General features: G+C 63.5%; 10 protein-coding genes. 3 read left to right on the top strand and 7 right to left on the bottom strand.

The annotated features are described in order from the left end of the window. Positions 1–143: 143 nt before the first annotated feature. Together IRZ77_RS26130 and IRZ77_RS26125 are read right to left on the bottom strand one after the other, a co-directional pair. A complete protein-coding gene (locus IRZ77_RS26130) occupies positions 144–1016 on the bottom strand; it encodes a LysR family transcriptional regulator (RefSeq protein WP_046613576.1) in 873 nt (290 codons plus the stop codon). A gap of 9 nt (positions 1017–1025) precedes the next feature. Further along, positions 1026–3239 (bottom strand): heavy metal translocating P-type ATPase, encoded by a 2214-nt coding sequence (locus IRZ77_RS26125; protein ID WP_196174610.1) that lies wholly within the window; start codon positions 3237–3239, stop codon positions 1026–1028. Between the two features lie 84 nt (positions 3240–3323). Here IRZ77_RS26125 and cadR point away from each other — a divergent pair, with 84 nt between their 5' ends. Next, complete coding sequence (cadR, locus tag IRZ77_RS26120; protein ID WP_046613578.1) at positions 3324–3767, top strand: cadmium resistance transcriptional regulator CadR; 444 nt, start codon at positions 3324–3326, stop codon at positions 3765–3767. Positions 3768–3897: 130 nt separating this feature from the next. Here the strand turns inward: cadR and IRZ77_RS26115 are convergent, their stop codons facing one another. The 3 genes from IRZ77_RS26115 to IRZ77_RS26105 are packed head-to-tail and all read right to left on the bottom strand — an operon-like array spanning position 3898 to position 6526. After that, on the bottom strand, positions 3898–4869 hold the full coding sequence (locus IRZ77_RS26115) for a thymidylate synthase (RefSeq protein ID WP_013974664.1): 972 nt from the start codon (positions 4867–4869) through the stop codon (positions 3898–3900). A gap of 51 nt (positions 4870–4920) precedes the next feature. Further along, positions 4921–5727, bottom strand: a complete 807-nt coding sequence (gene lgt / locus IRZ77_RS26110; RefSeq protein WP_013974665.1) for a prolipoprotein diacylglyceryl transferase — start codon at positions 5725–5727, stop codon at positions 4921–4923. A gap of 16 nt (positions 5728–5743) precedes the next feature. After that, a complete protein-coding gene (locus IRZ77_RS26105) occupies positions 5744–6526 on the bottom strand; it encodes a sulfite exporter TauE/SafE family protein (RefSeq protein WP_046613580.1) in 783 nt (260 codons plus the stop codon). Between the two features lie 128 nt (positions 6527–6654). On the opposite strand from IRZ77_RS26105, the gene IRZ77_RS26100 reads away from it, so the two are divergent. Next, complete coding sequence (locus IRZ77_RS26100) at positions 6655–7401, top strand: NRDE family protein (protein WP_196174609.1); 747 nt, start codon at positions 6655–6657, stop codon at positions 7399–7401. 134 nt (positions 7402–7535) lie between these two features. Here the strand turns inward: IRZ77_RS26100 and ptsP are convergent, their stop codons facing one another. Together ptsP and IRZ77_RS26090 are read right to left on the bottom strand one after the other, a co-directional pair. After that, positions 7536–9815: a phosphoenolpyruvate--protein phosphotransferase gene (ptsP, locus tag IRZ77_RS26095; protein ID WP_023660917.1), complete on the bottom strand. Its 2280-nt coding sequence runs from the start codon at positions 9813–9815 to the stop codon at positions 7536–7538. 22 nt (positions 9816–9837) lie between these two features. Next, complete coding sequence (locus tag IRZ77_RS26090) at positions 9838–10317, bottom strand: RNA pyrophosphohydrolase (RefSeq protein WP_003249017.1); 480 nt, start codon at positions 10315–10317, stop codon at positions 9838–9840. Between the two features lie 141 nt (positions 10318–10458). On the opposite strand from IRZ77_RS26090, the gene IRZ77_RS26085 reads away from it, so the two are divergent. Then, on the top strand, positions 10459–11115 hold the full coding sequence (locus tag IRZ77_RS26085) for a histidinol-phosphatase (protein ID WP_196174608.1): 657 nt from the start codon (positions 10459–10461) through the stop codon (positions 11113–11115). Positions 11116–11275: the final 160 nt, after the last annotated feature.

Genomic DNA, 11275 nt, shown 5'->3' with positions numbered 1-11275 from the left:
CCGCATCAAGCTGAGGCTCAATGGCCTGAGCCCTGTCGAGTACAGGACCCAGGCGGCAGCTTAAACTGTCCAACTTTTTGGGGGCAGTCCACGACTGTGGGAGCTGGCTTGCCGGCGATTGGGCCGGTACAGCCACTACATGGCTATGAGAAGTGCGAACCGGCCACTTCCTGCGCCACCCCAAGGAAGGCCGCCGGCAACCGCGCCTGGCGCCGCTCCTTCAGGCAATACAGGTACTCATGCATCACCGGCGCGTTCTCCAGCGCCAGCACTCGCAACTCAGGGTTGTGTGGCACCTCGTGCCGGGCAATCACGCTGATGCCGATATTGCGCAGTACCGCCTCACGGATCGACTCGCGGCTGCCAATCTCCAGCAAGGCACCGGCCTTCACCCCGGCCTCCTGCATCATTTGCTCGGTCAGCTTGCGTGTGGTCGAGCCTTTCTCGCGCATCAGCAGGCAATGACCGGCGACCACGTCAATGGACACCGCCTGGCGGTGTGCCAACGGGTGGTTGCGATGCACCGCCACCACCAACGGGTCAGTCCCCAGCACCCGACGCACCAGCCGCGCGTCTTCCAGCAGTTGCGACGAAGCGGCGATATCCACCCGGTAGTCCTCGAGCATCTCCAGCACCTGCTGCGAGTTGCCGATTTCCACCGCCACTTCCACCTGCGGCAGGCGTTCGCGGTAGATCTTCACCAGGTCGAGAATGTAGTAAGGCGCCGTGGCAGCAATGCGCAAGCTGCCCTGGGCCTGGCCGCTGTTGCGCAGCTCGAACTCGATGTCGGCCTCCTGCTGCAGCAGTGCCTTGACCATCGGCAGCAGGCGCACGCCCTCCTCGCTCAGCACCAGGCGCCGCCCGCCGCGGTAGAACAGCTCCACCGCATACTGGCTCTCCAGGTTGCGAATCTGCGTGGTCACCGTGGGCTGGCTGAGCCCGAGCTTCTTCGCCGCCAGGGTGATGCTGCCCAGGCGGGCCACCATGTAGAAGGCTTTCAGCTCCGAACTCAGCATTCACATCCTCTATTTGCGCAACAGGCGCAAGCCGTTGAACACCACCAGCAGGCTCACGCCCATGTCGGCGAATACCGCCATCCACATGGTGGCCATGCCGGCAAAGGTGATCGCCAGGAATATCGCCTTGATGCCCAACGCCAGAACGATGTTCTGCATGAGGATCGCCGCACTTTGGCGCGACAGCCTGACGAAGGCCGGGATTTTCCGCAAGTCGTCATCCATCAGCGCCACATCGGCGGTCTCGATGGCGGTGTCGGTACCGGCCGCCGCCATGGCAAAACCGATCTCGGCGCGGGCCAGCGCCGGGGCGTCGTTGATACCGTCACCGACCATGCCCACCCGATGGCCCTGGGCGTACAGGGTTTCGATGCTCTTGAGCTTGTCGGCAGGCAGCAGGTTGCCTTCGGCACGGTCGATACCCACCACGGTGGCGATGGCCTGGGCGGTATGCGGATTGTCACCGGTCAGCATGACAGTCTTGATGCCCAGCTCGTGCAGCTCGGCGATGGCCTGGCGACTGCTTTCCTTGACCGTGTCGGCCACCGCGAACAGCGCCAACGGGCCGGAGCGGTCGAGCAGCAGCACCACGGTCTTGCCCTGGCGTTCCAGCGCATCCAGCTGTGCCTCCAGCTCGGGCGAGCACAGCCCCAACTCCTCGACCAGACGGTGGTTACCCAAGTGGTAAACCTCACCCGCGATGGTACCGCGCACGCCACGCCCAGCCAGGGCGGCGAAGTCATCGACCTCGCTCAAGGCCAGGCCTTGCTCCTTGCCGAACTGGGCAATGGCGCGGGAAACCGGGTGGTCCGAACGCTCGCCCAGGCTGGCGGCCAGGGCTTGCGCGCGGCCTTCGAACAGCGGCTCCAGTACCTTGGCGTCGGTCTGCACCGGCTTGCCGTGGGTGATGGTGCCGGTCTTGTCCAGGGCCAGGAAATCCAGCTGGCGCCCGCCTTCCAGGTACACGCCACCCTTGATCAGGATGCCCTTGCGCGCGGCAGCAGCCAGGCCGCTGACGATGGTCACCGGCGTCGAGATCACGAGGGCGCATGGGCAGGCCACCACCAGCAGCACCAGGGCGCGATAGACCCAGTCGAACCAGGCACCGGCCATGAACAGCGGCGGTATCACCGCAACGGCCAGGGCAATGGCAAACACCACCGGGGTGTAGATGCGCGAAAAGCGATCGACGAAACGCTGGGTAGGCGCCCGCGCGCCTTGCACTTCCTCGACGGCCTTGATGATCCGCGCCAGGGTCGATTGCCCGGCAGCAGCGGTAACACGGAACTCCAGTGCCCCTGCCTGGTTGATGGTGCCGGCGAACAGTTTGTCGCCCACAGCCTTTTCCACGGGCAGGCTTTCGCCGGTTATCGGTGCCTGATCGACACTGGATTGCCCGCTGGTCACTTCACCGTCCAGGCCAATGCGTTCGCCGGGGCGTACCCGCACCAAGGCCCCGATGGCTACCTCCCGCACCTCCACTTCCCGCCACCGGCCATCGGCCTGGCGCACGGTGGCCATGTCCGGGGTGAGCTGCATCAGGCCACCAATGGCATTGCGCGCCCGGTCCAGCGAGCGGGCTTCGATCAGCTCGGCGACGGTGAACAACACCATCACCATGGCCGCTTCCGGCCACTGGCCGATCAGCACCGCACCAGTCACGGCAATGCTCATCAGCGCGTTTATGTTGAGGTTACGGTTTTTCAGGGCGATCCAGCCCTTCTTGTAGGTCCCCAGGCCACAGCCGAGGATAGCTGCCAGCGCTAGCGCCGCCACCACCCACTCCGGGGCCAGCGCGGCAAAGTGCACGATTTCGGCGGCGACCGCGGCAATACCGGCCAACGCCAGCGGCCACCAGCGGGTCTTTGCCACTTGTGCTGCGCTGGCGGCGCCATCGTCTTCGGCGCCAAGCGGCTCGGCTTTCATGCCCAGGCTGCCGATGGCCTGCTCGATTTCAGCGGTGCCAGCCAGGGTATGGTGCACGCCAAGCACACGGTTGATCAGGTTGAATTCCAGTTGCTCGATACCGGCCAGCTTGCCCAGCTTGTCCTGGATCAGGGTCTGTTCGGTAGGGCAATCCATGGCCTCGATGCGGAAACGGCTGAACTGGGCATGGCTGCTGGCCTTTTCGCTCAGTTGGACCAGAGCTGGCGCAGCAGCGCTGCCACAGCAGCTATGAGCGTGGTGATCGTGCTTGTGTTCGTGGCTGACAGGCTGGTTCATGGGGTCATCCTTAATTTGAGCCTGTTGCCAAGTGAACACCCTGTAGCCACTATAGGGTCAAGCCACTTGCTAGAGAATTTCGTGATGAAGATCGGAGAACTGGCCAAAGCCACCGACTGCGCCGTGGAAACCATCCGCTATTACGAGCGTGAACACCTGCTGCCGGAGCCGGCGCGCAGCGACGGCAACTACCGGCTTTACACCCAGGCCCATGTCGAGCGGCTCACCTTCATCCGCAACTGCCGCACCCTGGACATGACCCTGGATGAGATTCGCAGCCTGCTACGCCTGCGTGACAGCCCCGATGATTCGTGCGGCAGCGTCAATGCGCTGATCGACGAGCATATCGAGCATGTGCAGGCACGGATCGATGGGCTGGTGGCGTTGCAGGAACAGCTGGTGGAGCTGCGACGGCGCTGCAATGCGCAAGGGGCGGAGTGCGCGATCTTGCAGCAACTGGAGACGAACGGGGCGGTATCGGTGCCGGATACCGAGCATTCGCATGTGGGGCGAAGTCACGGGCATTGAAAGATCCAAGGGCCTAATCGCCGGCAAGCCGGCTCCCACAGGTTTTGCACAGCCCCCACTGGCAGCGCCGTCCTGTGGGAGCTGGCTTGCCGGCGAAAGGGCTGCAGAGCAGCCCCGGAAATCTGAAAGATCACACCGCCATCGGCGCCGTCATCGGCGCATGGTGCTCATACCCTTCCAGCCAGAAGTCGCTCGGCTCGATCTTCTCCAGCCACTCCGGCTCGTACTTGCCCGTCTCGGCAAACGCCGGCACGCGGTCGCTGATCACCAGCTTCGGCGCTTCCAGCGGCTCACGCTTGAGCTGCTCGTTGAGCATGTCCAGGTGGTTCTCATACACATGGGCATCGCCGATGAAGTAGGTGAACCAGCGAGGGGTGTAGCCGGTCAGGCGGCCGAACAGCGACAGCAGCGCTGCGCCTTCGGTGAGGTTGAACGGCGTACCCAGGCCCAGGTCGTTGGAGCGGATGTAGAGGGTCAGGGAAATTTCCCTGGTCTCCACATTCGGGTGGAACTGGTACAGCAGGTGGCACGGCGGCAGGGCCATCTCGTCAAGCTGCGCACAGTTCCAGCCGTGGAACAGGATACGGCGGCTGCCCGGGTCGTTGGCGATGGTGTCCAGGCACTGGCGCACCTGGTCGATGGCTTTGTACAGGATGACGAACGCGACGCCATCCTCCTCGTCCTGGGCGATGCGGCGGAACCCCGCTTTTTCGGCCATTTCGATGGCCGCCGGGTTGCTCAGCGGGATGCGCTTGTAGCCCGGCCACTGGCGCCATTGCACGCCGTAGATCTCGCCCAGGTCGTCATGCCCCTGGCGGAACGGGTTGGCCAGCCACTGGGCGTTCTCGTTGGCGTTCTGGTCCCAGACCTTGCAGCCCAGTTCGCGGAATTCACCGGCGTTCTTCACGCCACGCAGGAAACCAACCATTTCGCCGATCGCCGACTTGAACGCCAGTTTGCGCGTGGTAATGGCCGGGAAGCCCTTCTGCAAGTCGAAACGCAGCATGGCGCCCGGCAGGCTGATGGTGCGGATGCCGGTGCGGTTGCCCTGCAGCGTGCCGTTGTCGATGACGTCGCGGACCAGGTCCAGATACTGTTTCATGGCTTACCTGTAGCAAAAACGGCAGAAGGATCGCCCCTGCCGTGGGATTAATCAGGCGGGTTTCGCCGTAGGCTTGCGATTATAAGCCCACCAGATCAGGCCAAGGCCAGCCAGGATCATCGGTACGCACAGAATCTGACCCATGGTCAGCCAGCCCCAGGCCAGGTAGCCAAGCTGGGCATCCGGTACGCGGACGAATTCGACGATGAAACGGAAGATGCCGTAGAACAGCGCGAACATGCCGGATACTGCCATGGTCGGCCGCGGCTTGCGCGAGAACGCCCAGAGGATCAGGAACAGCGCCACACCTTCTAGTGCGAACTGGTACAGCTGCGATGGGTGACGCGGCAGCTGCGCCGGGTCGCTGAACGGCGGGAAGACCATCGCCCATGGCACGTCGGTGGCCTTGCCCCACAGCTCGGCGTTGATGAAGTTGCCGATGCGCCCGGCACCCAGGCCGATCGGCACCAGCGGAGCGACGAAGTCCATCAGCTCGAAAAACGACTTGTTGTTGCGCTTGCCGAACCACAAGGCCGCCAGCATCACACCGATGAAACCGCCGTGGAACGACATGCCACCCTTCCACACCTCGAAGATGAGCGTCGGATTGGCCAGGTAGGCGTGCAGGTCGTAGAACAGCACGTAGCCCAGGCGACCACCGACGATCACACCCATCGACAGCCAGAACACCAGGTCGGAGAGCTTTTCGCGCGTCCAGGTGGGGTCGAAGCGGTTCAGCCGACGCGAGGCGAGCAGCCAGGCACCGCCGATACCGACCAGGTACATCAGGCCGTACCAATGGATTTTCAGCGGCCCGATGGCCACGGCCACGGGGTCTATCTGCGGGTAAGGCAGCATGGAACTTCCTCTCGATTCAAATCAAAAAGCTGAGGCCGACACAGAACAGCAGGGCTGCGAACAGGCGTTTCAACAAACGTGGCGACAGCTTGTGCGCCAAGCGCGCGCCGAAGCGGGCGAAAAACATGCTGGTCACGGCAATGCCGACCAACGCCGGCAAATACACGTACCCCAGGCTATGGGCCGGTAGGTGTTCCTCGTGCCAGCCCAGCAGCATGAAACTCAGGGCGCTGGCCAAGGCAATCGGCAGGCCGCAGGCCGAAGAGGTGGCCACTGCCTGCTGCATGGGCAGGCTGCGCCAGGTCAGGAACGGCACGGTCAGCGAACCGCCACCGATGCCGAAAATGGCCGAGGCCCAGCCGATAACCCCTCCTGCACCAACCAGCGCGGGCTTGCCGGGGATGCCACGACTGGCCTTGGGCTTGAGGTCCAGGGCCATCTGCGCGGCGATGACCAGGGCGAACACACCGATGATCTTTTGCAGCAGTGGCCCCTGGATCAGCGAGGCGGTCTTGGCGCCGACACCGGCCCCAAGGAGGATGCCGAGGGTCATCCAGGCGAAGATCGGCCATTGCACCGCGCCCTTGCGATGGTGCTCGAGCACCGCATTGATCGAAGTGAAGACGATGGTTGCCAGCGACGTACCGACAGCCAGGTGGGTGAGCACAGAGGCGTCGAAACCCTGCAAGGTGAAGCTGAACACCAGCACCGGCACGATGATGATACCGCCGCCCACGCCGAACAGCCCGGCCAGCACACCGGCGCAGGCGCCCAACAGCAGATAGAGCACGAATTCCATTCGTCTTCCCCGAGAAAACAATGCGGCATGGTAACGGAAGCCGGGCTCGGGGCTCTAGTGAACAGTGTGTCAGGATGGATCCTCCCCGCCGCTGTGGGTACAGTGGCAAAAACCCAGAGGCCCGACCGATGTGCCTGATCGTATTCGCCTGGCGGCCGGGGCATGCCCTGCCGCTGATCGTGGCGGCCAACCGCGATGAGTTCTATGCCCGCCCCACCCAAGCCCTGGCGGCCTGGGAGGATGCACCCGGGGTATATGCCGGGCGCGACCTGGAAGCCGGCGGCACCTGGCTGGGCGTCGGCCCGCAGGGGCGGTTCGCGGCGCTGACCAATATTCGCGACCCAGCGCAGACTTTGGGGCCGCGCTCGCGGGGCGAGCTGGCGGCGGCGTATCTGCAGGGGGAGTTGGGGGTCGAGGCGTATCTGGACCAGGTGGCCAGCCGCAGCAGGCAGTATTCAGGGTTCAACCTGCTGGTGGGCGATGGGCGACAGCTGGGCTATCTGCATGCCCGGGACGCGGCGCCGCGCTTGCTGGAGACTGGGGTTTACGGGCTTTCCAACGCCGGGCTGGATACGCCGTGGCCGAAGCTGGTGAAGGCGCGTAGTGGGCTGGAAGGATTGCTGGATACGCCGGAGCCGCAGCGCTTGCTGGCGTTGCTGGCCGATGCCGAGCCTGCGCCGGAGGGCGAGCTGCCAGAGACGGGCGTGGGGTTGGCGACCGAGAAGCTGCTATCGAGTGTGTTCATTGCCAGCCAGAACTACGGGACCCGGGCGAGTACGGTGCTGATTGTGGATGATCAGGGAAGAAGGCGGCTTATTGAGCGCAGTTTCGGGCCATTTGGCGGACACTTGGGGGAAGTTGAGTTGCTTGTCTGATAATTTGATGTTGCTTGCGCCGGCCTCTTCGCGGGTAAACCCGCTCCCACAGGTACTGCGCCGCATCTGAAGGCTGCGCTGTACCTGTGGGAGCGGGTTTACCCGCGAAGGAGCCGGAACAGGCCACCTGACATTCAGAGGGTCTTATTGGCCCCAGGCCCGATCATCCGCGCCAACCCAAGGTTTTTCAGGGCCAGTTGCAGCGAGCTGTGGATAACCTGCGGGTTGTCATGGCTCAGGGCCTCCGTCAGCAATTCCTTGGCCTTGCCCAGGTTGATCTGGCGCAGCATCCACTTCACCTTCGGCAGGTTGGTGGCGTTCATCGACAGGCTGTCGAAGCCCATGGCCATCAACAGGATCGCCGCTGCCGGATCACCGGCCATCTCACCGCAGATACTCACCGGCTTGCCTTCGCCATGGGCGTCGCGCACCACTGTGTTCAGCGCCTGCAACACCGCCGGGTGCAGGTAGTCGTAAAGATCGGCGACCCGCGGGTTGTTACGGTCCACCGCCAGCAGGTACTGGGTCAGGTCGTTGGAACCGACCGACAGGAAGTCCACCTGCCGCGCCAGCTCCTTGGTCTGGTACACCGCCGCAGGAATTTCCACCATCACGCCAACCGGCGGCATCGGCACATCGGTGCCTTCGTCACGCACCTCGCCCCAGGCGCGGTGGATCAGGTGCAGCGCCTCTTCCAGCTCATGGATGCCGGAAATCATCGGCAGCAGGATACGCAGGTTGTTCAGCCCCTCGCTGGCCTTGAGCATGGCGCGGGTCTGCACCAGGAAGATTTCCGGGTGGTCGAGGGTGACACGGATGCCGCGCCAGCCGAGGAACGGGTTTTCTTCCTTGATCGGGAAGTACGACAGCGACTTGTCGCCACCGATGTCGAGGGTACGCATGGTCACCGGCAGCGGGTGGAAGGCCGCCAGCTGCTCACGGTAGATGGCCAACTGCTCTTTCTCGCTGGGGAAGCGCTGGTTGATCATGAACGGCACTTCGGTGCGGTACAGCCCAACCCCTTCGGCGCCGCGCTGCTGGGCACGGGCAACATCGGCGAGCAGGCCGGTGTTGACCCACAGCGGCATGCGGTGACCATCCGGTGTAACGCACGGCAGTTCGCGCAGGGCATCCAGGCCCTGGGCCAGCTGGCGCTCCTCCTCGACCACGTCGCTGTACTGCTTGCGCAGCACTTCGCTGGGGTTGGTGAACACCTCGCCCTTGTAGCCGTCGACGATCATCTCGATGCCGTCGACCTTGGAATACGGCAGATCGACCAGGCCCATCACCGTCGGGATGCCCATGGCGCGGGCCAGGATGGCGACATGGGAGTTGCCCGAGCCCAGTACCGAGACCAGGCCGACCAGCTTGCCTTCCGGCACTTCGCCGAGCATCGCAGGGGTCAGCTCTTCACTGACCAGGATGGTGTTGTCGGCATACACCAGCGACTGCGCCCGGGCTTCCTGCAAGTAGGCCAGCAGACGCCGGCCCAGGTCCTTGACGTCGGAGGCGCGCTCGCGCAGGTAGTCATCGTCCATCAACTCGAAGCGGTTGACGTGCTCGCCCACCACCTGACGCAGGGCGCCCTGGGCCCACTGGCCAGTCTTGATGACCTCGGTCACCTCACCGCCCAACGCAGCGTCTTCAAGCATCATCAGGTACACATCGAACAGTGCACGCTCCTCCGGGCGCAGCTGGGTGGCCAGCTTGGCCGACAGCTTGCGCATGTCGTCGCGCACGCCTTCGAGGGCGTTCTGGAAAAGCTTCAGTTCGGCGTCGATGTCATCGACGGTCTTGTCCGGTACCACTTCCAGATCGGCTGGCGGCAGCATAACCACTGCTCGACCCACGGCGGCGCCAGGCGAGCCCGGTACGCCGACGAAGCGCGCTTCCTGGATGCCTTTGCCCTGGCGGCCCAGGCCACGGATCGAGCCGGTGGCCTCGGCGTGGGCGATAACACCAGCGAGCTGGGCGCTCATGGTGACCAGGAAGGCTTCTTCGCCCTCGTCGAACTGGCGGCGCTCCTTTTGCTGGATGACCAATACCCCGACCACGCGGCGGTGGTGGATGATCGGCGCACCGAGGAAGGAGGCGAATTTTTCTTCGCCGGTTTCGGCAAAGTAACGATAACGCGGGTGGTCGGCAGCGTTTTCCAGGTTCAGCGGCTCTTCCCGGGTACCAACCAGGCCGACCAGGCCTTCGTTGGGGGCCATGCTGACCTTGCCGATGGAGCGCTTGTTCAGGCCTTCGGTGGCCATCAGCACGAAGCGGTTGGTTTCCGGGTCGAGCAGGTAGACCGAGCAGACTTGGCTGCCCATGGCCTCCTTGACACGCAAGACAATGATCCCCAACGCCGACTTGAGATCTTTGGCGGAGTTTACTTCCTGGACGATCTTGCGCAGCGTATTGAGCATGGCTCGGGGTCGAACTCCGTCGTCAGTCGCGCGTCAGCAGACGCGGTGCTAGCTCTTTCAGGGCGCGTCGGTAGACCTCGCGCTTGAATGTCACAACCTGGCCCAGCGGGTACCAATAGCTGACCCAGCGCCAGCCGTCGAACTCCGGCTTGCCGGTCAGGTCCATTCGCACCCGTTGTTCGTTGCTGACCAGACGCAGCAGGAACCATTTCTGCTTCTGGCCGATGCACAGCGGCTGGCTATGCGTACGCACCAGTCGCTGGGGTAAACGATAACGCAACCAGCCACGGGTGCAGGCAAGAATTTCCACATCATCGCGTTCAAGGCCAACTTCTTCGTTCAGCTCGCGGTACAGGGCATCTTCCGGCGTCTCGTCAGGGTTGATGCCACCCTGGGGAAACTGCCAGGCATCCTGGTTGATCCGTCGAGCCCATAGCACCTGCCCGGCATCATTCGTGAGAATGATCCCGACATTGGGGCGAAAACCATCCGGGTCGATCACGGCAGCAACCTCGCAAACGCATGTCACCGCATTGTTCCACAAAGCTTGCGAGCGCAGCAACGCGCCCGCCAAGCTTATGTGCAGCAGCGTGAAAACTCCGTATTCTGCGGGCCTACCCTGTGGCTGATGCGAGTGACCGCGATGCGCCTGGCTTTATTCGACCTGGACAATACCCTCCTCGGTGGCGACAGCGACCATGCCTGGGGCGACTACCTTTGCCAGCGCGGCATCCTCGACCCGGTTGCCTACAAGCAACGCAACGATGGCTTCTATCAGGAATACCTGAACGGCACACTGGACCTGCAGGCCTACCTGGCCTTTTCCATGGAAATCCTTGCGGCAACACCGGTACTCCAGCTCGACGAATGGCACCGCGATTTCATGCGCGACTGCATCGAGCCGATCATCCTGCCCAAGGCGCTGAGCTTGCTGCAGCAACATCGCGAGGCTGGCGACCAGTTGGTGATCATCACCGCCACCAATCGCTTCGTCACCGCACCGATTGCCCGGCGCCTGGGGGTTCGCGTGTTGCTGGCGACCGAATGCGAGATGCGTGATGGCCGCTATACCGGGCGTAGTACCGATATACCGTGTTTCCGTGAAGGCAAGGTGACGCGGCTGGAGCGCTGGATGCTGGAGAACGGTTTCGACCTTGAGGACAGCTATTTCTATAGCGACTCGATGAACGATTTGCCGCTGTTGCAGCGGGTGGCGCATGCGGTGGCGGTGGACCCCGACCCGAAATTGCGGGCGGAGGCCGAGATGCGTGGGTGGCCGGTGGTTTCGCTCAGGGCTTGAGATTGCCGGGGCCGCTTTGCGGCCCATCGCCGGCAAGCCAGCTCCCACAGGTACAGTGCAAGCCCGCTTTTGGACTGCCCCCAAAAAGTTGGACAGTTTAAGCTGCCGCCTGGGTCCTGTACTCGACAGGGCTCAGGCCATTGAGCCTCAGCTTGATGCG

It is taken from the genome of Pseudomonas pudica (genome assembly GCF_015680405.1).
In the GTDB taxonomy this organism is placed as follows: Bacteria; Pseudomonadota; Gammaproteobacteria; order Pseudomonadales; family Pseudomonadaceae; genus Aquipseudomonas; species Aquipseudomonas pudica.
The sequence above is the reverse complement of the archived record's forward strand: the minus strand, read 5'-3'. Positions and strand labels throughout refer to the sequence as shown.

Coding starts and splice junctions, on each gene's coding strand:
- IRZ77_RS26115 (WP_013974664.1), bottom strand. CDS start 4,869: ATGAAACAGTATCTGGACCTGGTCCGCGACGTCATCGACAACGGCACG.
- cadR (WP_046613578.1), top strand. CDS start 3,324: ATGAAGATCGGAGAACTGGCCAAAGCCACCGACTGCGCCGTGGAAACC.
- ptsP (WP_023660917.1), bottom strand. CDS start 9,815: ATGCTCAATACGCTGCGCAAGATCGTCCAGGAAGTAAACTCCGCCAAA.
- IRZ77_RS26100 (WP_196174609.1), top strand. CDS start 6,655: ATGTGCCTGATCGTATTCGCCTGGCGGCCGGGGCATGCCCTGCCGCTG.
- lgt (WP_013974665.1), bottom strand. CDS start 5,727: ATGCTGCCTTACCCGCAGATAGACCCCGTGGCCGTGGCCATCGGGCCG.
- IRZ77_RS26105 (WP_046613580.1), bottom strand. CDS start 6,526: ATGGAATTCGTGCTCTATCTGCTGTTGGGCGCCTGCGCCGGTGTGCTG.
- IRZ77_RS26125 (WP_196174610.1), bottom strand. CDS start 3,239: ATGAACCAGCCTGTCAGCCACGAACACAAGCACGATCACCACGCTCAT.
- IRZ77_RS26085 (WP_196174608.1), top strand. CDS start 10,459: ATGCGCCTGGCTTTATTCGACCTGGACAATACCCTCCTCGGTGGCGAC.
- IRZ77_RS26130 (WP_046613576.1), bottom strand. CDS start 1,016: ATGCTGAGTTCGGAGCTGAAAGCCTTCTACATGGTGGCCCGCCTGGGC.